The 23,782-nt window shown below is 36.1% G+C and carries 19 protein-coding genes; 17 read left to right on the forward strand and 2 right to left on the reverse strand.

Going from position 1 to position 23,782, the window contains the following annotated elements; translation table 11 throughout:
- Nucleotide 1: 1 nt before the first annotated feature.
- Both DDD_RS07245 and DDD_RS07250 read right to left on the reverse strand, forming a co-directional pair.
- Nucleotides 2-1,609 (reverse strand): SGNH/GDSL hydrolase family protein, encoded by a 1,608-nt coding sequence (locus tag DDD_RS07245; RefSeq protein WP_015362153.1) that lies wholly within the window; start codon nucleotides 1,607-1,609, stop codon nucleotides 2-4.
- A gap of 87 nt (nucleotides 1,610-1,696) precedes the next feature.
- Nucleotides 1,697-2,461, reverse strand: a complete 765-nt coding sequence (locus DDD_RS07250) for a hypothetical protein (protein WP_015362154.1) — start codon at nucleotides 2,459-2,461, stop codon at nucleotides 1,697-1,699.
- 385 nt (nucleotides 2,462-2,846) lie between these two features.
- Between DDD_RS07250 and DDD_RS07255 the strand changes: the two genes are divergently transcribed.
- From DDD_RS07255 to DDD_RS07335, 17 genes are all read left to right on the forward strand, one after another.
- Nucleotides 2,847-5,873, forward strand: coding sequence for a SusC/RagA family TonB-linked outer membrane protein (locus tag DDD_RS07255; protein ID WP_015362156.1), 3,027 nt, complete (start codon nucleotides 2,847-2,849; stop codon nucleotides 5,871-5,873).
- A gap of 12 nt (nucleotides 5,874-5,885) precedes the next feature.
- Nucleotides 5,886-7,343, forward strand: a complete 1,458-nt coding sequence (locus tag DDD_RS07260; protein ID WP_015362157.1) for a RagB/SusD family nutrient uptake outer membrane protein — start codon at nucleotides 5,886-5,888, stop codon at nucleotides 7,341-7,343.
- 14 nt (nucleotides 7,344-7,357) lie between these two features.
- Nucleotides 7,358-8,914 (forward strand): hypothetical protein, encoded by a 1,557-nt coding sequence (locus tag DDD_RS07265; RefSeq protein ID WP_015362158.1) that lies wholly within the window; start codon nucleotides 7,358-7,360, stop codon nucleotides 8,912-8,914.
- A gap of 10 nt (nucleotides 8,915-8,924) precedes the next feature.
- A complete protein-coding gene (locus tag DDD_RS07270) occupies nucleotides 8,925-9,908 on the forward strand; it encodes a PKD domain-containing protein (protein WP_146250773.1) in 984 nt (327 codons plus the stop codon).
- A 272-nt stretch (nucleotides 9,909-10,180) separates the two neighbouring features.
- Nucleotides 10,181-10,843 (forward strand): succinate dehydrogenase cytochrome b subunit, encoded by a 663-nt coding sequence (locus tag DDD_RS07275; protein WP_015362160.1) that lies wholly within the window; start codon nucleotides 10,181-10,183, stop codon nucleotides 10,841-10,843.
- Between the two features lie 13 nt (nucleotides 10,844-10,856).
- On the forward strand, nucleotides 10,857-12,860 hold the full coding sequence (locus DDD_RS07280) for a fumarate reductase/succinate dehydrogenase flavoprotein subunit (protein ID WP_015362161.1): 2,004 nt from the start codon (nucleotides 10,857-10,859) through the stop codon (nucleotides 12,858-12,860).
- Between the two features lie 55 nt (nucleotides 12,861-12,915).
- The gene (locus DDD_RS07285) at nucleotides 12,916-13,662 is read left to right on the forward strand and encodes a succinate dehydrogenase/fumarate reductase iron-sulfur subunit (RefSeq protein WP_015362162.1); all 747 of its coding nucleotides are present in this window, start codon (nucleotides 12,916-12,918) and stop codon (nucleotides 13,660-13,662) included.
- Nucleotides 13,663-13,780: 118 nt separating this feature from the next.
- Nucleotides 13,781-14,917 (forward strand): methionine aminotransferase, encoded by a 1,137-nt coding sequence (locus DDD_RS07290; RefSeq protein WP_015362163.1) that lies wholly within the window; start codon nucleotides 13,781-13,783, stop codon nucleotides 14,915-14,917.
- 52 nt (nucleotides 14,918-14,969) lie between these two features.
- Complete coding sequence (locus DDD_RS07295) at nucleotides 14,970-15,458, forward strand: hypothetical protein (protein WP_041567014.1); 489 nt, start codon at nucleotides 14,970-14,972, stop codon at nucleotides 15,456-15,458.
- 109 nt (nucleotides 15,459-15,567) lie between these two features.
- Nucleotides 15,568-16,086: a DUF6705 family protein gene (locus DDD_RS07300; protein ID WP_015362165.1), complete on the forward strand. Its 519-nt coding sequence runs from the start codon at nucleotides 15,568-15,570 to the stop codon at nucleotides 16,084-16,086.
- A 162-nt stretch (nucleotides 16,087-16,248) separates the two neighbouring features.
- Complete coding sequence (locus DDD_RS07305; RefSeq protein ID WP_015362166.1) at nucleotides 16,249-17,715, forward strand: lipopolysaccharide biosynthesis protein; 1,467 nt, start codon at nucleotides 16,249-16,251, stop codon at nucleotides 17,713-17,715.
- Nucleotides 17,712-18,146: a dUTP diphosphatase gene (dut, locus tag DDD_RS07310; protein ID WP_015362167.1), complete on the forward strand. Its 435-nt coding sequence runs from the start codon at nucleotides 17,712-17,714 to the stop codon at nucleotides 18,144-18,146. Before DDD_RS07305 ends, dut begins: the two co-directional genes overlap by 4 nt.
- 71 nt (nucleotides 18,147-18,217) lie before the next feature.
- Entirely contained in the window at nucleotides 18,218-19,189 is a 972-nt protein-coding gene (locus DDD_RS07315) for a tetratricopeptide repeat protein (protein ID WP_015362168.1), read from the forward strand.
- Nucleotides 19,190-19,351: 162 nt separating this feature from the next.
- Nucleotides 19,352-20,368: a sugar phosphate nucleotidyltransferase gene (locus tag DDD_RS07320; RefSeq protein WP_041567016.1), complete on the forward strand. Its 1,017-nt coding sequence runs from the start codon at nucleotides 19,352-19,354 to the stop codon at nucleotides 20,366-20,368.
- Nucleotides 20,369-20,387: 19 nt separating this feature from the next.
- Nucleotides 20,388-21,764, forward strand: coding sequence for a tetratricopeptide repeat protein (locus DDD_RS07325; protein WP_015362170.1), 1,377 nt, complete (start codon nucleotides 20,388-20,390; stop codon nucleotides 21,762-21,764).
- Complete coding sequence (locus DDD_RS07330; RefSeq protein WP_015362171.1) at nucleotides 21,761-22,516, forward strand: DUF4292 domain-containing protein; 756 nt, start codon at nucleotides 21,761-21,763, stop codon at nucleotides 22,514-22,516. Before DDD_RS07325 ends, DDD_RS07330 begins: the two co-directional genes overlap by 4 nt.
- Nucleotides 22,517-23,722 (forward strand): murein hydrolase activator EnvC family protein, encoded by a 1,206-nt coding sequence (locus DDD_RS07335; RefSeq protein WP_015362172.1) that lies wholly within the window; start codon nucleotides 22,517-22,519, stop codon nucleotides 23,720-23,722.
- Nucleotides 23,723-23,782 lie beyond the last annotated feature (60 nt).

The following is a 23,782-nucleotide window of genomic DNA, read 5'->3' on the forward strand; positions in this document are numbered from 1 at the left end:
TTTAATTTTGTAAGCTATCGTTTTTGACCTTAAGACTATCGGTGACTTGCAATGCTGCAGGTTCCTTTTCTAAATTCTTTTCAATTTCTTCTGTTTGTTGTGATCTCGCTTTCGCGAAAGCGTCATAATCATTCATTAATTCTCTATAAATCATACGACCTATTTTTTGTGAACCTTGAGGGCTAAAATGAGTATAATCATTGTTCATATACTTATGATCATTCCATACACTTGCAGAGTTCTCTCCACCCATAAGGTGAAATAGACTCATGAATCCAGAATTTGTATTTGCGGCATAAATTTGCTGCGAGCGCAGAAGTTTAACAACGCTACTATCTGTTTTTATAAGGTCTCCTATCTTGGTTCCTCTGTCTGCAGTTCCTAAAATGAGTATGTCAGCTTCTGGGAAAGATTTTTTCAAATGCGCTACCACTTTACTCATACGACTGGAGTACCATGAATAATTTTTTGATTTTCTAGTGAGAACATTAGCACCAAATTGCAATATAATAAGGTCGTAACTCAGTGTTTTATCAAATTCTTTCATTTGCGCAGTATGAAGCAGGCTTAAAGGTAATCCAGAGTTGCCACGCTTAGAAAATCCATCTACATGTACTCCTGAATCATTAGAAAAATCAACACCATAAATAGGAAGGCCTTGCGCTTGGGAAAAGTCCAGCTCTACTCTTTTAGAATTCTTTGGAGAAAGTGTAGCTGTGTTGAGACTTCTCGTTCCATTCAATTCTATAGTTTGCATTAAACTGTCCTTATCAATTTTTATTTGAATTGCAGCATTTGGATTTCCCTTACCGTAATACAGCCTTGGCGAGTTAAGCCTATAAGAGTTTTTAATACCACTGGCTAAAAGTTTGAGTCCAGCTGTAGAATCTTGAGAAAAATGAACTGCTCCATTAATGCCATAAGGAATACTGTCTGCACGACCTTTCATAAAATTCTTAGTGTTCCAGTTGCCGCTAGTGTAATGCTTTATCGAGTAACGAGAACGAGCACTTTCTGATGTTATAGGTACAAAACCAACGCCTCTACCACCGAATCTTGTTTGAAGCGCGCTCCTAAAATCTTGTACTATTAAATCCCCATCAATCATGGAGTCGCCGTAATAAGCAATACGCACATTACCTTCTGTAGATTTTTCTAGTTCATAGAGCTTTTCAAAAAAGCGTTCAAGATTTTCTTTACCATTGTAAGTGGTGAGCGTTTTAGATTTAGGCAAGACGTACTTTCCTAAAGAGTCTGCTTCTTGAATAAGATTGTAGTTAAAGTCATTGACATCAATAAATCTATAATTACTTTTAACTGGTATTGCAATTTTTTTCTCGCTATCAGGTAGTGATGCTTTGCTGCTGTCTTCTATAATCGTACTCTTTTTATGTATCAATGAATCTTTGACAAAAAGGCTTTCTTCTGATTTGTCTTGTTCCATTTTCATAGCTTCTAGCATAAGGCTATCGACTACAATTTTGTTAGAATTTAATTGTTCTGCAAAAATTTTATTTGGTAGAAAAGGTTTAAAAAGAAAGAACAATAAACCACCAGCAGCAATGATGGTAAACGCATAAATAAACTGTTTTTGTTCCTTAAAACTCATGATAAAGGGTCGCACTAATTAGAACGATAGAAAAACGGTAATTTAAGAATAAGAGCTATAATTTAATACAAAAACCTTAGTAGATTATTAAAATCCAGTCACTAGTAGCTTTCTTGCTGCATTTATGCCACATCGTTGGTATTTATGGTAGGCTAGTGCAGCCCTTTCAGCGATTTTTGTGTTTTTTTCCTTATTGATCCAGCCATCTATTGCATATTTCAGAGTATATGCTTCCGGAGCCATGAGATGGGATGTCCACAGTAAAGGAATTGCATTTGTCTGTTTTAGGTACTTAGAAAAATAGTGCTTGCTATAGCAGGCGAGAATTATAGTTTCTATTTTGTTAGTTGATGGTTGAGAAAATGCGCCATTTACGTCAAATTCCATTAACCCATTATGACCTATATAACTTAATAAATTTGCATCGCCACCAAAACAAAGTTGGGTATCACCATCGTTGATTTGAAATCCATTACGACCAGCACTAGCTTCTAGAAAGTCTATAGTAGTTTGTTTTATATAAGCGCCGTCATAAGCATCTGCGAGTAGATAAGTGCCACTTTTTTTGTGTTTAAATAGAACACGTTCGAGAATTAATGAATCTACATCTTTGACAATACGGATAAGTGACCAATCCTTACTCTTTTTAAAGTAGGTCTTTAATCCGTAGCCAGCACCCCAATATAGGTTATGAAAAGGATTCTGACCGTTACCTATTTGCTCAGGAACAGGCGCAATCCCTTGATTTACATTATCGCATAAAGCTACGTAAACATGTATGGTTTTAACATCTTTAGTCGCTGCTGAGAGCATGTGAGCTCCGAATACAAGAAATAGTAAAAGTATTTTCATTAATAGTTAAACGTAAATGTGTTGTTGAATATTATTATTTCGCTTTCGCGAAAGCGAAATAATTAAAGCTCTTCTAGATAGAATTACGCCCTGATATAAAAAGGAGATACCAAATTTATTTGCTCTCTGAAAGAATTTATAATTAATTGTTGAGCTAATAATTAGAGGCAAAAAACTATACATAGGCACAACATTTTTATTAAATAATAATAAATAAAAAATACAATATACTGTTTTTCAATACCTTGTAGTTGATGTGTTTTCTTAGAGTTTTTAAGATGAATGTTATGCTGAATGTATTGTAATTTTACAATTCAATTTTATCAGAAAGTTAACATACAACGTTGTAGTAAAATTTTCTTATTTTTAATTAAACTAACTATTCATGAATAAATTTACTTTACTCCTTTTTTATTTTGTGGCTTTTATAGGTTATGCACAACAAGGTATTGTAACAGGAAAGGTTCTTGAAGCGTCCACAGGTGAAACATTATTAGGTGTTACCGTACAAAATGTGAATGCAAAAACTGCCACCACCACAGATTTTGACGGTGCTTTCTCCATAGCTGCATCTACTGGAGATGTGTTACGATTTTCTTTTATTGGAACTGTGACTCAAGATTACACAGTGGTAGATTTTGAGCCAATTACAATTACCATGCAGGAAGATGTTGCTGCTTTAGATGAAGTAGTTGTTGTAGGATATGGTACACAAGCAGTGCGAGAGGTTACAGGTGCAGTGAGTGTCGTTAAAAGCGAAGTAATTGAGAATTTAAAACCTAGTAGGGTAGAAGAAGCACTTCAAGGTCAGGTTCCAGGTGTAAATGTTACTTCTTCATCTGGATCGCCCGGTGCTGGTTTAAACATCAGAATTAGAGGAATCGGAACTAATGGCGATAATAGACCCTTAATATTAGTAGATGGAAATATCATCGAAGATCTAAGCGTTATCAACCCAGGTGATATTGAAAGTATATCGGTTCTTAAGGATGCTACTGCAGGGATCTATGGGGTAAGAGGTTCTAATGGTGTTATCATTGTTACTACTAAAAATGGAAGGAAGAATCAACCTTTAACTGTTGAGTATAACTCATGGGGCGGTTTTCAAGAAACTTCTAGAAAGTTACCTACATTAAATTCACAGCAATATGCGCTCATTAAAAACGAAGCGTTTGCTAATAATGGAGAGGCTATTCCTTTTACAAATATTTCCGACTTGACGAATACTAATTATCAAGATGAAGTTTTTGAAAATGGTTTCATTCTTAATAATGATATTTCTTTGCGTGGAGGAACAGAAAAATCTTTGTACAAGTTAGGTGTTGCTGTTTTTAATCAAGATGGTATTGTAGGAGCAAGCAAATCAGATTATGATCGATTTGTAATGAGTGGTAATTTTGATCATAAATGGACAAAGAATCTTGAAATGAAGACAGGATTTATCTACTCTTACACTAGTAATCGTAATATAAATGATGGTGGTTTAGGTTCCGTTTTGTTTAATGCGGTGAACATGGCGCCTACCATTCCTGTAAGGGATGCTGCTGGTGAGTTTTCTCTAGCAGAAGGATTGGGTAATGAGGTAATCAACCCTGAAGCACAACTAGCTAATACGTTCAACAAAAATAAAGTAGGTAAAATCAGCGGAAATTTTGGATTAACCTATTCATTTCTAGATCACTTTGAGGCTACTGCTCGTATTCAAGCAAATTATTCTGAAGCTTATGGGAATAACTTTAATCCTAGAGCATTTTATGGTTCTGGTAAAGTTTTTAATCTCACTGAAAATGTATACAGTGAATACGAAAACTTCTTTAGTGATTATACTTATGATGCTTTCTTGAAATACAAAAACACTTTTGCTGAAAAACATAACCTTCAGGCAATGGTAGGTATGAGTGCATTTAGAACTCGAGGAGATTTTAATGACATTACAGGATTTGGTAATGTTAGTAACAATTATAATGAAGTTAGTATCGCTGGAGCAGATAGAACAATAGATGGAGATTTAAACGGCGCTAGACGTTTTGACCAGCGTTTACTTTCCCATTTTTTAAGAGTTCAATACGATTATCAAGGAAAGTATTTATTCTCTGGTGTCATACGTAGAGATGGTAGTACAACTTTTGGTCCTGAAAACAAGTTTGGTGTTTTTCCATCAGCAAGCGTTGGATGGGTAGCGTCTGATGAGGATTTTTTAAAGGATAATAATTTTATAGATTTTCTTAAGATTAGAGCTTCTACTGGTCTCATAGGTAATGATAGAATTGGAGCATTTCGTTTTGCTTCTTTATTAACAGGTGAAGGACAATATGTTTTTAATGGTCAAATTATTAATGGTACAGCTATTGGCGCTTTGAGTAATCCAGAAATTAAATGGGAAGAACAATTCACTAGCAATGTAGGTGTTGATATGCAGTTTTTATCTAACAAATTGAATGTTTCTGTTGATTATTTCAATAGGCAGACTCAAGATTTATTGATAGCTCCTGATGTATCTGGAATTTTAGGATCAGGTGCTCCAGGATCTGCTGCGCCATTTATTAATGGTGGTGATATCCGTAATAGAGGATTAGAATTCTCTATAGGTTACTCAGATCAAATCACAGACGATTTTAGTTTTAATGTAAATTACAATTTAGCAACTTTAGAAAATGAAGTTCTTGCTGTAAATAACGATAATGGTTTTATTGAAGCTGGTGGTTTTGGAGTAGGACAACCGCCTATTACTAGAATGCAAGAAGGTTTTACCATAGGTTATTTCTACGGATTTCAAACTGATGGAATTTTTCAAAATGCCGCAGAAGTGGCGGCTCATCCATCGCAAATTGAGTTAGGAGCTGAGGCACAGCCTGGTGATTTTAGATACAGAGATGTTAATGAGGATGGAATGATCAATCTGGAGGATCGTGTTGAATTAGGAGATCCATTACCAGATGTTACAATGGGCCTCAACTTCAGTTTCAACTATAAGAATTGGGATTTTCAAAGTTTCTTTTTTGCTTCTATAGGTAATGATATGGTTCGTAATTATGAACGCAATCAACCACTTACTAATTTAACTACAAATATCTTAAATAGATGGACTGGTGAAGGCTCTACTAATTCTTTTCCAAGAGTAACTACTGGGGCAACCGCAAATCAGGTGTTTTCAGACTTTTATGTTGAAGACGCTTCATTTTTAAGAGCACAAAACTTACAAATAGGGTATACATTAAACGAAAGCGCTTTAAATAATGTCAAATTAAGTAAGCTAAGAATTTATTCAGCTGTTAGAAATGCATTTACATTGACAAAGTATCAAGGGTTTGATCCAAGTGCTAGTTCTGGAGACCCTTTAGCAAGTGGTATTGATAATGGTTTCTATCCAGTAGCAAGAACATTTTTAATTGGAATTAACGCAAAATTTTAAAAAACAATCAAGATGAAGATTTTTAAAGTATATATTTTATTATTTGTCTTTGTAGTCGCGTTTAATGCATGCAGCGAAGATTATATTGAGGTTGTAAGTGAAGACCCAAACTCAGAGAATTTTTTCAATTCACAAGAGGATTATGAAAGTGCCCTAGTTGGTGCATATGATTTACTTCAATCGAGTTATTTGAACGTAATGTTAGGAGAGATTGCTTCTGATAATACTTTAGCAGGTGGTGAAAGTGCCACAGATGTTATCGGTATCCAGCAAATTGATGACATGATTCATACTCCAGTAAATGAACAGTTATCAGATATATGGAGGTGGATGTTTGCGGGAGTGAATAGAGCGAACTTTATTATGGAGTTTCAGGATAAAACTGATTTTCCTGATAAGCCAAGAGTGTTAGGAGAAACAAGATTCCTCAGAGCTTACTACTATTTTGAATTGGTTAAGTTTTTTGGTGACGTCCCATTAGTGGTTGATCAAAGATTCCTTTTTGGAGATCAGTTTGAAGTAGACCGCACACCTAAAGCTGATGTTTATGCTCAAATTGAACGAGATTTGATCTTTGCAATAGATAATTTACAATACACAACTCCAGATGTAGGTCGTGCGACTAAGGGAAGCGCTCAAGCATTGCTAGGTAAAGTTTACCTGTTTCAAGAGAAATATCAAGAAGCTGCTGATGTTTTAGATGATCTTATTTTATCAAATGAATACAGTCTAGTGACTGATTACTCAACGATATTTGAAAATGATAATGAGAATAATTCTGAGTCGGTTTTTGAAGTGCAATACTCGGACCTAGAAGGAGCAGGTTTTGGATGTTTACAGTGTAGTGAAGGTAACGTAGCTGTAGGTTTTAATGGGATTAGAAATTATGACGGTCCTGAGTTTGATTCTGGATTTAGTTTTAACGTTCCTACCCAAGAAGTATTTGACCTTTTTGACGCTGCTGATCCAAGAAGAGATGTAGCCATACTCGATATAGATACTTTTGCCGCTTCAAATGGTGCCACATTTAGTACGGGATTTGAGCATACTGGCTTTTACAACAGAAAGTATATAGCAAGACAAGGAGATTTGAATACCGGCGATGCAAATTTGACTAATCCTAATAATTATAGAGCAATACGTCTTGCAGATGTTTACTTAATGGCTGCCGAAGCATATAATAGCGGTAACCTTGGTGATGGTCAAGCTAGAACTTATTTAAATACAGTGCGTACAAGGGCAAACTTACCAGATGTTCAACTTTCAGGTGTAGCTCTTGCAGATGCTATATTTCTAGAACGTAGATTAGAGCTTGTAGGTGAAGGTCATCACTTTTTTGATCTAGTTAGAACTGGAAGGGCTGCCACAGAAATCAACGGTTTTGTAACAGGAAAGCATGAAGTTTTCCCTATTCCTTTAGAAGAGATTCTTTTAGCAGGAAATAGATGGGAGCAAAACCCTAATTATTAATAACAAGAATTAAAATGAAAAATTTGAAATTTTTATTTGTTAGTATACTATTAGTTTTTGTCGCTACCACTAGTTGTGAAAGCGATGAGGATACAGACTTAGGTGCCGCTATAGAGGCTCCATCTGGTCTAGATGTGATTTTTAATATAACACAAGACAATTCTGGCTTAGTTACCATATCACCATCTGGAGTTAATGTTAGTAGTTTTGAAGTCTTTTTTGCAGATGGCACAGGAGAATCTGAGGTACTAGCATTGGGGCAAAATGCAGAACGCATGTATGCAGAAGGTAGTTATCCCGTAAGAGTTGTTGCTACAAACCTAAATGGAGACACAACTGAATTGACTAAAAATTTGGACGTTTCCTTCAGGGCTCCAGAAAACTTAGTTATAACAGTAACAGAAAGTTCTGTTTCTAATTTTGGGGTTTCTGTGTCTGCAACAGCAGATTTTGAGACAGCATTTGAGGTAACTTTTGGTGAAGACCCAGCGCTTGCACCAGTTGCTTTTATGGAAGGTGATACAGTGGACTATGATTACAATGGTACAGGAACTTATACTATTACAGTAACTGCTCTAAGTGGTGGAGCTGCGACTACAGAAACTACTGAAGTTGTGATGATAGTAGATCCGGTGAGTTTGCCTCTTGATTTTGAATCTACAACACTTAATTACAATCTTATTAATTTTGAATCAGCGGTATCGATAATTGCTAATCCTGACATTAGCTCTGGTAATGATAGTGCAAGTGTGGTTAGTATTGAAAAAACAGGAACCCAGACTTTTGGAGGAGTAGTAGTTCCTTTAAGTGCTCCGATCGATTTTTCTGGACCTCAAAATTTGAGAATGAAAACTTGGTCACCAATGCCTGTAGGAACAAAAGTGACAATAAAGTTGGAAAATGTTGATGGGTCAATTGCATCTGCAGACTATGAAGCATTTACTACAGTCTCCAGCGAGTGGGAAACGCTTTTCTTTGATACAGCAGGTTTAGATACAACACAACCTTTCAGTCGTTTTGTAGTATTTTTTGACCTTGGCGCTGCGCCTACTGGCGATGTGAATTATTTTGATGATATTGAGCTAGCTGAAGGTCCTCCTATTTTACTGCCTTTAGATTTTGAAGATCCTAATAGAATTTATAACATAGGAACAAATAACGGCGGCTTTTCTATTGTTGCTAATCCTGTTCCAGATGTAGTAAATAGTTCTAGCACAGTATTGCAATTTGATAGAAATGCAACTGGACCTAACAATTTTGCTTTGGTAGCAATAGTGGTAGATCAGCCTGTTGTTTTTAATTCTAACACTTCGTTTACCTTAAAAGTTTATTCTCCAAGAGCAGGTTTACCAGTCTGGCTCAAAGTAGAACGAATAGGAAATGGTGGATTATTTCAAGAGGTGACAAGTGTTACAACTACTGTGGCAAACGGATGGGAAGAATTAACCTTTAATTCGTTTACTGGTAATACTACAAATGATTTGAGAAATATAGTTATCTTTTTTGATCCTTTGCAAGCGACTTCTGCACCTGAGACGATCTACATTGATGACCTAATAAAAATAAATTAAAATAAGAGTTATGAAATATTTCTATAAACTTTTAATGATTTTCATAGTTGCTTTTACAATTCAATCTTGTCAAGATGATGATACAGAATTTGGAGCTGTAATTGCACCTTCTAATTTAGTTGTTACGGCAACTGTTCAAGGTCAGTCTATGACAGACCCAAATGGAGACGGAACAGGTATTGTAGTTTTTAATGCAACATCAGATAACGCTTTAAATTACTCCTATGATTTTGGTGATGGTCGTCAAGGTTCTACGTTTGACGGAACAATTGAGCATCGTTTTGTACAGTTAGGGACAAACACGTATAGTGTTACAGTTACCGCAACTGGAACTGGTGGAGCAGCAACAACACAAACTATTCTCTTAGACGTGTTGAGCACGTTTGACGATTCAGAAGCAAAAGAATTTTTAACTGGAGGCTCTTCTAAAACTTGGTATTGGTCTGTTGCAGAAAATGGACACTGGGGCGTAGGACCAACTAATTTAATAGGAGGTCAATCTCCAGAAGCTTATTATACACCTGCATTTTTTCCGGTTCCTGCTTTTGGTAGATATTGTAATGATCTTACAGAATGCTTCTATGAAGATGAGATGGTTTTCACTAAGGATGGAAATGATGTGATATACGAGCTCAAGAATTTTGGAGGAACGTATTTTCATAACACCTATTTATCTCAATTCGGTGGGCCATCTGCAATAAATGGAAACAATGATGATGAATGCTTGCCATTTACAGCGCCTGCGCCTGGAGTAATTACTTTTACGCCTACGCTTGATACTGACGTGCCAGTGGAGCAGTCCAGAAAAACTACTATGTTACTTGCAAATGACAGTTTCATAAGTTGGTACGTAGGTAGCAGTGAATATGAAATAATGGAGATCACCGCAAATCGCATGGTATTGCGTACAGTTCAAGCAAATGATCCAGCGCTTGCTTGGTATCATGTTCTTACCACAGACCTTCCTGTAAACCCTAATCCTCCATGTATCTAGGATAGATAAATAAGTATTTTTAAAAAGCCACTGTCATAGTGGCTTTTTTTATTCTCGCTTTCGCGAAAGCGGAACCAAGCCAACAGAATTAAAACACTTTATTAACAATACTGTTGAAAGGTAAGTGGATCAAGTTCTACTAAGAATAGGCAATAGCTAGTAAAAACTATTAAGATTCAATCCAAATAAGCTAGTAAATAAGCGCTTTTAACTATTACGATTGATATTGATACGACTGAAAGTTATCTTTGCGGCAAACTAAAAAATTATACATGAGCGCATTAGTAAAATCATCGCTTGCTAGAAAGTGGGTAATGGCACTTTCAGGATTATTTCTGGTAATATTTTTAACGCAACACTTTGTAATTAACATTACATCAGTCATTGCACCAGATACTTTTAATGAGTGGTCACACTTTATGGGTTACAACCCATTAGTACAATTCGTAGCGCAGCCTATTTTAATAGGAGGCTTGATCGTACATTTTATAATGGGAATTGTTCTTGATCTACAAAATAGAAAAGCACGTCCAGTTAAATATGCAAAGTTCTCTGGAAATTCAAATTCACAATGGGTTTCAAGAAACATGATCATTTCAGGACTTGTAGTTTTAGCATTTTTAGGATTGCATATGTATGATTTCTGGGTACACGAAATGACTGTAAAGTATATCGATGTACAACCAGAAGATCCAACAAGATATTTACCAGAATTAAAAGAGAAATTTGTAAATCCAGTGAGAGTTGGAATTTACGTTGTCTCTTTCATTTTATTAGCAATGCATTTATGGCATGGATTTAATAGTTCATTTCAATCTATGGGTGCAAAAGCTATCAATAAAGGTGATGGGTTGAGAAAAGCAACCTATGCATGGTCTGTATTGATTCCTGCTGGATTCATTTTCATAGCACTTTATCACTTTTTTTCTCACTAATAACACATAAATTATGTCAGTATTAGACTCTAAAGTACCTCAAGGACCACTTGCTGAAAAGTGGGTAACACATAAAAATACTATTAACCTAGTAAATCCAGCAAACAAACGTAACATTGACGTTATAGTTGTAGGTACTGGACTTGCAGGCGGTAGTGCAGCTGCCACTCTTGCAGAGCTAGGCTATAATGTAAAGACATTTTGCTATAACGATTCTCCACGTCGTGCGCACTCTATTGCCGCACAAGGAGGAATTAATGCTGCCAAAAATTATCAAGGAGATGGAGATTCAAACTTCCGTTTGTTTTATGATACTATTAAAGGTGGTGATTATAGATCTCGAGAAGCAAACGTTCACAGACTTGCTGAAGTTTCTTCTAATATCATCGACCAGTGTGTAGCTCAAGGTGTTCCTTTTGCTCGTGAATATGGTGGATTGTTAGATAACCGTTCTTTTGGTGGAGTTCTTGTATCTAGAACGTTTTATGCTGCTGGACAAACTGGACAACAATTATTATTAGGAGCATATTCTGCTTTAAATAGACAGATTAACCGTGGTAAAGTGCAGCCATTTAATCGACACGAGATGTTAGATCTTGTAAAAGTAGATGGAAAAGCTCGTGGTATTATCGCTCGTAATCTAGTTACTGGTGAGATTGAGCGTCATGGAGCGCACGCTGTAGTAATTGCTTCTGGTGGTTATGGAAATGTGTTTTTCCTTTCAACAAATGCAATGGGAAGTAACGTGATGGCAGCTTGGAGAACGCACCGTCGTGGAGCATATTTTGCAAACCCATGTTACACACAAATTCATCCTACTTGTATTCCAGTATCTGGAGAGCACCAGTCTAAATTGACCTTAATGTCAGAGTCCTTACGTAATGATGGACGTATCTGGGTTCCTAAAAATCTAGAAGACGCAAAGGCAATACGTGAAGGGAAAAAGAGAGGAGTAGATCTTAAAGAAGAAGATAGAGATTACTATCTTGAAAGAAGATATCCAGCATTTGGTAACTTAGTACCACGTGACGTTGCATCTCGTGCTGCAAAAGAGCGTTGTGATGCAGGTTATGGAGTAAATAAAACAGGTAATGCTGTTTACTTAGACTTTGAAGCATCTTTCTTAAGATACGGTAAAGTAGAAGCGCTGACTAGTGGTCATAAGGATGCTAGTGAAGCAGAAATGATTGCGCTAGGTAAGAAAGTCATCGAGAAAAAGTACGGTAACTTATTTGACATGTACCGTAACATTACTGATGAGAATCCATATGAAGTACCTATGAAAATATTCCCAGCGGTTCACTATACAATGGGTGGTTTATGGGTAGATTATAACTTGCAGACCACAGTACCAGGTTGTTTTGCCGCTGGTGAAGCAAATTTCTCTGATCACGGTGCAAACCGTTTAGGAGCAAGTGCCTTGATGCAAGGTCTAGCAGATGGTTATTTTGTATTGCCCTATACAATAGGAGACTATCTTGCAAACGAAATCAGAACAGGAGAAATTTCTACTGAAACTCCAGAATTTGAACAAGCAGAAAAAGATACTCGCGCTCGCATCGAGAAATTGATGAATGGTGCAGGAACGCATTCTGTAGACTATTACCACAAGAAACTTGGTTTAATTATGTGGAACAAATGTGGAATGTCTCGTAACGCTGAAGATTTACAGTCTGCAATGGATGAGATCAAAGAATTACGTGAAGACTTCTGGAAGAATGTAAAAGTTCCAGGAAGTGCTGACACTAAGAATCAAGAACTAGAAAAAGCAGGTCGTGTGGCAGATTTCCTTGAATTAGGAGAACTGTTTGCAAAAGATGCTTTGACTAGAGATGAGAGTTGTGGTGGTCACTTCCGAGAAGAATATCAGACTCCAGAAGGTGAAGCGCTGCGAGATGATGAAAACTTTGCTTTCGTAAGCGCTTGGGAATACAATGAAAACCCACGAGATGCTAAATTACACAAGGAAGACCTAGTCTTTGAAAATGTGGAATTGAAAACTCGTAGTTATAAATAATTGAATGTTAAATGTTACGCTTTCGCGAAAGCGTAATTAACTAAATATAAAAAGTATGAAACTTACTTTAAAAATATGGAGACAGGCTGGTCCTGAAGCCAAAGGAAAAATGGTTACTTATCCACTAGATGGTGTAGATGGTGATATGTCTTTTCTTGAAATGATGGATATTCTTAATGAAGAGTTAGTCAATAAAGGAGAAGAGCCAGTAGAATTTGATCACGACTGTCGTGAAGGAATTTGTGGATCTTGTAACATGATGATTAATGGACAACCTCATGGGCCGCAAAAATTGACAACAACTTGTCAATTGCACATGAGAAAGTTTAATGATGGAGATACGATCACTATTGAGCCATGGAGAGCAGCAGCTTTTCCCGTGATCAAAGATTTGATTGTAGACCGTTCTTCTTTTGATAGAATCCAGCAAGCAGGTGCTTATGTATCTGTAAATACTTCTGGTAATACCCAAGATGCCAACTCAATTCCTGTTGAAAAGGAAAAGGCAGATGAAGCATTTCACAGTGCAACGTGTATAGGTTGTGGAGCATGTGTAGCGGCTTGTAAAAATGCAAGTGCGATGTTATTTACCAGTGCCAAAGTATCTCAATATGCATTATTACCTCAAGGTGAAGTAGAAGCTACAAAGCGTGTTCAAGATATGGTACGCCAGATGGATATTGAAGGATTCGGTAACTGTACTAATACGGGAGCTTGTATGATTGAATGTCCTAAAGGAATTAAGTTAGAAAATATCGCACGTATGAACCGTGAATATCTAAAAGCTGAAACTTTGTCATAGTTTCAATACTTTAAACAATTAGTAAATCCCATTTCACTTTATTTGAGATGGGATTTTTTTATTGAGATATATACAGCAGGAACTTTTGATTCTATATCCTTTTCAGTAATTTACCTGCATGCGTAAATCTAAACTTCCTAGTGTCACCGAGTCCATCTTTACAACTATGAGTGCCCTGTCAAACAAACATGGTGCAGTAAATCTCTCACAAGGCTTTCCTAACTTTCCAGTAGATCCAGCTTTAAAAGAGCTGATTATAAAAGCTATTCACGACGATAAAAATCAATACGCGCCTATGGCAGGATTGATGTCTTTGCGAGCTGCTATTTCTAAGATGACCCAGCAGCAACATAGGGCTTTTTATCATCCTGAAAATGAAATTTGTCTTACAGCTGGAGCTACTCAAGGAATTTTTACTGCTATTCAAGCGGTAATTCATTCAGGTGATGAAGTCATTATTTTTACACCAGCATACGATTGTTATGCACCAGCGATAGAACTGGCTGGAGGGAAAGTGGTAGAAATTTCTATGAAATTGCCAGAATTTACCATAGACTGGCAAGAAGTTAAGGACAAACTTACTTCCGTGACTAAAATGATCATGATCAACTCACCGCATAATCCTAGCGGTGATATGCTGACTCATGAAGATATGACCAAGTTGCAAGATATTGTTGTCGAAAACAATTTATTATTGTTAAGTGACGAGGTTTATGAACACATTGCTTTTGACGGTAGAGAACATTTAAGTGCTGCTAGGTATGAAGGATTGTGGGAACGCAGCTTAATTACGGGCAGTTTTGGCAAGACTTTTCATGTAACCGGATGGAAAATGGGTTATTGCCTTGCTCCAAAGCATCTCATGGAAGAGTTTTATAAGGTTCATCAATATGTAGTGTATTGCGTCAATCATCCAGTACAAGATGCTATTGCTAATTACTTGTCCAAGCCTGAACGATATACAGAATTAGGCATATTTTATCAGAAAAAGAGAGACTTGTTCTTGAATCTTATAAAAGACAGTAGGTTTAAATTTAAGCCTGCTCATGGTTCTTATTTTCAGTTATTAGATTATTCAAAAATTACAGATGAGAACGATGTGGATTTTGCCAGACGACTCACTATAGAACATAAAATAGCGAGTATTCCTATTTCTGTTTTTATGAATGGAAAAGACCCCAATATGCTACGCTTTTGTTTTGCAAAAAAGGAGGAAGAAATTATAAAAGCAGCAAAGATTTTGAATAGTTTATGAGTCATAATTTTTTAGACTCATTAATTATTATGATTTTAATAAAAAAATGAAAATGAAATATTTATATCTATTCGCAATCATTATTTTGAGTTCTTGTTCTTCTCAAAAAATATCTAAAACCATGTCTACCGATGACTTTAATACAGCAGAGCAACCCTACTTTGAAGAGTGGTCCGGTGGTGCTCCAGGATCAGGAAATGGAGCAACTCTTTATTTTCCATTATCAATTTTAGAAGGTCATACTCTTGCAGCTGTCTATTTTAGAGGGATGGAGAATAATGTCGCCAGATTTATAAGCAACGATAAAAAAATGCTCATTTCTCGCTTTATGTATCCATCTGTTGCATATAACATGAGCGCAGACCCTAAAGAAGAATACGGTAATACCGTTCCCAACTATGAGGAAATACCTTTTGAGTTAAAAAACGATCAAGCGGTAATTGCTTTTGAAGCCAATGGTAAAATGAAATATGTAAAACTAGAAAACCTTACTCAAAAAGAAACTGTTGCATATCCTAGTGCGCCGCCACAAGGTCAGTAATCGAATTCACTCATTCATATCAAGGACTTGCTCATTCTCAATATTTCTAAGTCCTATTTTCTTATAGTTTTGACTCCAGTTTAAGTTTCAAACTATAGATTTCTCATATATGAAGAAGTGTTTTTTTGTACTGTTAGTAGTTTTTATGCTAGTTAGTTGCGTCTCAAAGAGAATTTCTCATATGCAGAAAAATCGTTTGTCAGCCTCCAGCATAGATTATTTCTCAGCAAGTCCAATTTACAAATTCCAATTTGAGATTGATACCATTACAGTTTTCGCAAGACGATATGAAAATAAAATTGAAGCAGAATTTCAATTCGATCATTTAGAAAATAAATTGTTTGGTGAATTTTATTTCAAGAATAATAATGTGTTTTATGTTCAATTCATTGAGGAAAGTTCTAAATATAAAATCTCCGATAATGCTTTTATGAGTACCCAAATAGTTTTACAAGACAGCACAATAGTTGAACAAAAATCACGTATGGGAATTCCAAGACGTTTTAATTGCTTAGGTATACCTAAAGATATTTCAGAGATTGCAGGTTACAGTAAAGATTTAAATCCAGAGTTTTTGAAAGAATTGACCATGTTGGTTATAAAAAAAGTAAAGAAACAAAATTATTAATGCCGATTTAATATGCAGCTTAGTCTTATTGCTGTTATTTGAAAGAACGACAATGATAACTTCTACTCTTACCTTCTTCTAGCAGTCAGCTTTCAAAGGGTAGAATTTATTCTACCCTTTGAAAAATAATACTACCTTTGATTTTCCATTACAACCACATTCTTGAGCTCCATAAAAAACCTTTTTAAGAATACGTTTATTTACGGTCTTGCGACAGTATTACCACGTTTATTGACGGTTTTATTGACTAAACTACTTACGGAGTATCTACCTGGCAAAGTTGAATTTGGTGAGGTCTCTATCATTTTTTCTTATATTATTTTTGCAAATGTGATTTTGACCTATGGCATGGAAACGGCCTTCTTTCGATTTTATAATGATGCCACTACCAAAGTAAAAACACTTAGCACTTCTTTAATATCATTGCTCATTACTACCCTAGTTTTTGGTATCGTTGCTTATTTGTTTATTGATCAAATTGAAATTGTCACAGAATTATCCTCGCAATACTGGAAATGGGTAATCGCCATTATCGTTTTTGATACTTTAATGGTTATTCCGTTTGCCTACCTGCGAGCGCAAGGAAAGTCTACTAGTTATGCGTTGATTAAACTATTTAATGTGGTAGTTTCCGTAGGAATGACTTTTATCTTTTTTACAGCTTTACAGTACTTTCCAGCAGTTGAAAAAATACTTCCAGGCGATAGAATAGAATTGTTTTTTATTGCTTTTCTTGCTGCTAGTTTCATTACTTTCTTAATAGTCATCAAACCCTATTTTATGAAATGGGAATTTGACAAAGTCCTATGGAAGAAAATGCTTTCTTACGGCTGGCCTATTTTATTAGCTGGTTTTGCTTTTGCCATAAATGAAACGGTAGATAAGATTTTATTACAAAAACTACTTCCCGTAAGTGAAGAAGAGGCGGAAGGAATAGTAGGTGTTTATACGGCCGGTTATCGACTTGCGGTAGGAATGACTCTTTACGCGCAAGCATTTAGATTAGGTGTAGAACCTTTCTTTTTCAGCCAGTCTGGCGATAAAAATGCAACCCAACACTACGCATTGATTACTAAAGCATTTGTTGCTTTTGGCTCTGTAGCATTGATGGCTTATGTGGTTTTGGTAGACTTGATCAAGCCGTATATTGTTAAAGAGGGATTTGAAACGGCAATGGAAGTCGTGCCGTTGATTTTAATCGCTTATTTCTTTTCTGGGATTTATCAAACGCTTTCTGTCTGGTATAAAATTCAAGATAAAACACGATATGGAGCCTACATTTCTATCACTGCCGCGATTCTTACAATAGTTGTAAACGTACTATTGATCCCGCATATTGGTTACATGGCGAGTGCTTATGCAACCTGTGCTGCTTATGGACTCATGATGGTGGTTTCCTATCTCATAGGAAAGAAACACCTTGCTGTTCCTTACGATCTCAAAAATATTCTCTTATATTTAGGAATATCAATCACGCTATCACTGGTTTTTTTCTATTACGTAAGAGAGGAATTAGGAGTAGAAAGCCTAGCTACTTATATAGTCGGAGCTGTTATGACTTTATTAGTTTTAGGAGTGGTTAGCTTTCGCGAAAGCGAGATCATTAACAAAATCATTAAAAGAAAATGACCATAAAGATTATAAATAAATCAGCACATGCATTACCTCACTATGAAACAGAGGCTAGTGCAGGAATGGATTTAAGAGCAAACATAGATGCAGCGGTTATTTTACAGCCACTGGAAAGAGCGATTATAAAAACAGGATTATTTATAGAATTACCCATAGGGACGGAAGCGCAAGTAAGACCTAGAAGTGGTCTTGCAGCAAAAAAAGGAATCACAGTCCTCAACGCTCCAGGAACTATTGATGCCGATTATCGTGGAGAGATAGGTGTAATTCTAGTCAACCTTTCCAATGAATCATTCACCGTTGAAAATGGTGAACGTATTGCACAATTAGTCATTGCAAAACACGAACGAGCAGACTGGCATGAGGTTGAAGAGCTAAGTTCTACGGAGCGTGGTGAGGGAGGTTTTGGGAGTACTGGAGTGAAATAACCCCAATTCCTGCGCAGGCAAGAATCTCAAGCAATCAAAAAAAGCAGATTTTAAATAAATTATATCAAAATATGAAAAACCTAATAATTATCTCTTTGGCATTGTTTTCTAGTTTAGCTTATTCCCAAAAGGAGGTAAAAGATAAATACTATCAAGAAGCTTGTGAGTGTATAGGTGAGATCGATAATAGGTTTGAAGAAGAAGAAAAATTTGAGGAAGTAAAAAGCTGTATTCAGTCGGCTCTAATGTCAAAGCAAATTCAAGAGAAACTCTTTGATATGATGGAAAAGACAAAAGATACTTTAAACAAAATAGGCGATATCAATAAGGTGGATTCTTTAGTGATAAAAGAAGATAAGAATATTGTTATCAATACAAATGAAGGCTATCAAGAGCTGGAAAGAAAATTACTCGATAATTGTAAAAGCCTTAAGAATCTTTTTAACAATGCCAAAGAATCTAGTGAAAAGTCAGTTAGTGATAACAGAAAAGCTCTAGAACTCTACGACAAAGGTTTAGGTTATTATCGAGAAGAAAACTTTGACAAGGCATTGGAGTTTTTCAAAAAAGCCACTAAGGAAGATAAAGAGTTTGCTTTTGCCTGGGACATGGTAGGCATTACTCAAAGGAGACAAGGAGATTACAAAGACGCTGTAAAAAGCTATAAAAAATCCTTGAAAATCGACCCTAGAGGTAAAATGCCATTGCAAAATTTACCTATTGCATACAGATTGCTTGAGAAATTTGACAAAGCAGCAAATGTTTATAAAGACCTCATTAAGTTCTATCCAGAAGATCCAGAAGGCTATTTTGGTTTGGGTCAATGCGGTATCTTTTTAGAAGATGATGACATGGCTATAGATAACATGATGATTGCTTTTACAAAGTACAATGAAATGAATTCACCTTACAAACAAGATGCAGAAATAACTCTAGTAAGTTTATATAAAGAAGCTAAGGAGAAAGGGAAGCTGGACAACTTTTTAAAATTTGCTAAAAAGCATAAGATCAACTTTGGGCAGGAAGAGGAAAGCAAAGAATAATCCACCTTCCATAGATAACACCCTATAAGTTTTTAACTTAGCGTTTTATATTTAAAAGACTTAAAGTCTATTTAATCAATTAACAAAGAGATTTTTTGAGTAATTATTTGATTTAAATCTCGATAAAATTAAGAGACAACCGCCTACGCGGTTGAGATGCTTATGAAAATAATAGTACCTATGGCAGGTCGTGGTTCACGATTGCGCCCACATTCTTTAACAACTCCTAAACCATTAATACCTATTGCAAATCAGCCTATCGTACATCGATTGGTAAAGGATATTGCACGCATACTTTCAGAACCAGTGGAAGAAATTGCGTTCATTCTTGGCGATCCAGCGTTTTTTGGAGATGATGTGGTTAAAAGTTTAGAAGAGCTAGCCCAAGGCCTAGGCGCCAAAGCTAGCATTTACCGCCAGTTAGAACCTTTAGGAACTGGACACGCCATAATGTGTGCAGAGCCTTCACTTTCTGGACCTGCTGTGGTAGCTTATGCAGACACCTTGATAAGAGCAAATTTTGAACTTGATCCTGCCGCAGACGCCGTTATATGGACTAAGCAGGTGGAAAAACCAGAGGCTTATGGTGTAGTAAAATTGAATGAAAAAGAAGAAATTGTAGAGTTAGTTGAAAAGCCACAGCAATTTGTAAGCGATCAAGCAGTTATAGGTATCTACTATTTCAAAGAAATTGCAGATCTTAAAAAAGAACTACAGTTTGTAATCGATAACGAGATTATCAACGGTGGAGAATACCAGATCAATGACGGTATTAAAAGAATGATGGCGTCTGGTAATGTTTTTAAAACAGGAACGGTAGACGAGTGGATGGATTGCGGTAATAAAGTAGTTGCCATTGAGACCAACCAGCGCATCATGAGTTTTATGGAAAAAGATGGTAGTGAAGAATTAAATTCTCAGCCTACTTTACAAGATTCTAAAATCATTCCACCTTGCGTGATCGATAGCAGTGTGGTGCTTAAAAACAGTACTGTAGGGCCTCACGTTTCTATAGGAGCTGGTACAGTAATTGAAAATTGCACAATAACAAATTCGCTCATTCAAAAGGATTCTGTTATTAAAAACGCTACATTAGAGGAAGCCATGATAGGTAACCACGTAAAATACGATGGGAAGTTTACCAGAATAAGTATAGGAGACTATACCATTATGGAATAGTTATTGAAAAATGAAACTTATGTTTAAATCATTGAAGTACCTCTTTATAATTGCAATATTCTTGCTGAGCAATATAGTTATGGCTCAGCAAGAAGTCTTTTCTGATGAGGTAAATGTTGATGATTTAGGAGATGTTTCTGACAGCTTCAAGGATAATTTCTTTAATGCATTGTCTGCCAAAGCCATTGGAAATCATGATAAAGCGATCGCTTTTTTACAGGTTTGTGAAGAGATACAGCCAGAAAATGGAGCAGTACAGTATGAGTTAGGTAAGAATTATTTGATGAGTGACGCTTTCGCGAAAGCGGAACAAAAAATAAACCGTGCCATAGAGCTTGCCGGAGAAAACGAGTGGTTACTGGAAACCTTGTATGATGTTTACGATAAGCAAAAAGAGTATGAAAAGGCGGTGGTAGTTCTTGAAAAACTAGCTGATATCAATGAAAACTATGAAGAACTGTTGCCCTATCAGTATTTTAGAATAGGCAAAAATCAAGAATCTCTTGCTATAATCGAGAAACTTGACAAACGATTAGGAGAAGATCAGAGGCGTACCGCAATTAAAAGGCAAATAGAAGCAAGACTCGATGCAAATGAAGCTAGAGACGGGAATATTGTAGAACTAGAAGCTGCAATAAAAGCAAACCCTAAAGACGAGAGATCTTACATCAATTTGATCTACTTGTACAGCAAGAAAAACAATACTGAGAAGGTCCAAGAAATAGCAGAATTACTGGATAAGAATTTGCCAGATAGTGATAAAGCACAATTAGCATTATACAAAATCTACCTAGAAAACGGTAGAACTCGCAAAGGAATAAAAAGTATGCGCAAGGTTTTTGAATCGGCTCAATTTGATACCGAGACTAAGATCAATGTCCTTAACGATTTTATCCAGACAGATGCTACCGAAGTAGAGGACGACGAGATTCAAGATGCCATTGACAGCTTTGCAGATGAAGTAGAAGATGTAAAAGCCTTTAATGCATTAGGTGACTATTACCTAAAGAAAAAAGATGCTGCAAGAGCTATTTCATTTTATGAGAAAGGTCTAGAAATCAATGATAAAGATTATGAGCTTATCAAAAAAGTGGCTCTTTTAAGCATAGATATTAAGGATTACAAAAAAACTATAGAGATAACTGAGAAAGCCCTCGACGTTTTTCCTGCTCAAGCTTTATTATACCTTCTTAACGGCGTTGCACACAATAATCTCAATGAACCAGATAAAGCTATTGACCAGCTAGAAACAGGTTTAAGCTTCTTGCTCGACGAGCCAAAACTAGAGAGCGATATTTACCAGCAACTCGCCTTGAGTTATGATAAAAAAGGAGACACAACTAAAGCCGCAAAAATGCGTTCTAAAGTAAAGACACTGTCTAACAAAACACAATGAAATACTTCAAGTACCTTTATATAGTAGCCGCATTTATAGTCATAGCCTGCGGTAGTACGCAACGCGCTGCAAACGATGCTGTTGCTACTGCAAAGAAGTCTAAAGTCGTTAAAGCCCATGAAGCAGCCCGTATAGACTACGAGACGATGAGAGCGCGACTTTCTGTTAGTTATGATAACTCACAAACTACTAGATCTTTTACCATGAATTTACGTATGGAAAAAGGAAAACAAATCTGGATGAGCGCAAGTATTCTTGGCTTTACAGGGGCAAAAGTATATATCACACCAGATCGTGTACAGTTCTATGAAAAGTTGAATAAGAGATCTTTTGATGGAGATTTTAGTTTAATAAGTGATTTTCTAGGAGAAGAAATTACATTTAATCAGCTAGAAGATTTGTTATTAGGTCAGGCAGTAGAATCCCTAGGTAAAAAAGATTTTAATATTGCAAATAACAATTATCAGTTTAGTGAAGATGCGATAGTTGTGAAGCTATTCAGCCTGCGTCCTTCTGATTTTAAGGTATCAGAACAGTCCATTTCCAAACCATCTGAAGGTAGTTATCTCAAGATGAATTACCCAGAATATCAAATCGTAGATGGAAAAATAGTACCCTTAGAAGTTAGAATTGAGGCAAAACAACGCAATCGTGATTCTAAAGTAGAAATGGAGTTTAAAAACGTTGAGTTTGATCAACAAATGACATTTCCGTTTAGCATGCCACAAGGTTATAGCACATTTAAATTATAGATGAGAAAGCATATTTATTTATCGGTAGTGTTTGTTTTGTGTTTCGCTTTCGCGAAAGCGCAATCAAGTAAAGCCGCTCTAGAACAACGTAAAGCTGAAATCCAGAGAGAGATCAATCAATTTGATAGACTGCTTAAAAACGTTAGGAAAGAAGAAAAAACAATGGTTTTGCTGGTAGAAACTATTGATAAGAAAATTGCTCGAACGCAAGAAATCATTAATATCACAAATAAACAAGCCAATAATCTAACCAGAACCATAAGAACTAATACGGCTGAAATTAAAAAACTGCAAGAAGAGATCAAAGGTCTCAAAGCAGAGTATGCAGAGATGATCGTGAAAGCTTATAAGTCTCAAAACGATCAAAGCCGCTTGATGTTTTTGCTAAGCTCCGAAGATTTTTTACAAGCCTATAAAAGAGTACAATACCTGCAATCTTATGCAAATTACCGTAAAAAACAGGCAGAAGAGATTACAGTAAAGTCAGATGCCTTATCTGAAAAAAACAAACTACTCGCTCAGGAGAAAGAGGAGAAGAATAAAGTGATTGCATTAAATAAGAAACAAAGAGCTGCTTTAAAAGAAGATAAAATAGAGCAAGAGAATTTGCTTGCTGTAGTTAGAGCAAACGAGAAAGAGTATGCAGCAGATATAAAAGAAAAAGCAAAGGAGCGCAATAAAATAGACAGAGAACTTAAAGCCTTAATCGCTGCCGATATCAAAGCTTCTAACAAAGGAAAAACTGGCGCGGTTGCTAATAAATTTTTCCTAACTCCAGAGGCAAAAATACTAGCCAATAACTTTAAAAGCAACAAAGGAAAACTGCCATGGCCAGTGGAGGAAGGTTTTGTGTCCAGACGTTATGGGCGACAACCGCATCCAGTAGTAAGATCCTTGACGATTGAATCTAACGGGATACGATTACAAAGTCCAGCTGGTGCAAAAGTACGCGCCGTGTTTGAAGGTGAGGTCATACGCATTACAAAAAGCAGGTACGGTATTCTAGCCGTTCACATAAGACATGGTAATTACACCTCTATCTACGATAACTTAAAAATCGTAAGTGTTGAAAAAGGAGATAAAGTAAATACCAAAGATGTAATAGGTGAGATTTTCACTTCTAATTCAGGTGAAACTGAATTAAAGTTTGTTCTCATGCAAGATACTGAAACCGTGGATCCTGCAAGTTGGATTGCTAGAAAGTAGTGTTTAATATAATACAATCTAGAAATCTCAAACAGATTTGATTTACCATGACTTGTTGAA

Origin of the sequence: Nonlabens dokdonensis DSW-6 (assembly GCF_000332115.1) — a bacterium.
Taxonomy (GTDB): domain Bacteria; phylum Bacteroidota; class Bacteroidia; order Flavobacteriales; family Flavobacteriaceae; genus Nonlabens; species Nonlabens dokdonensis.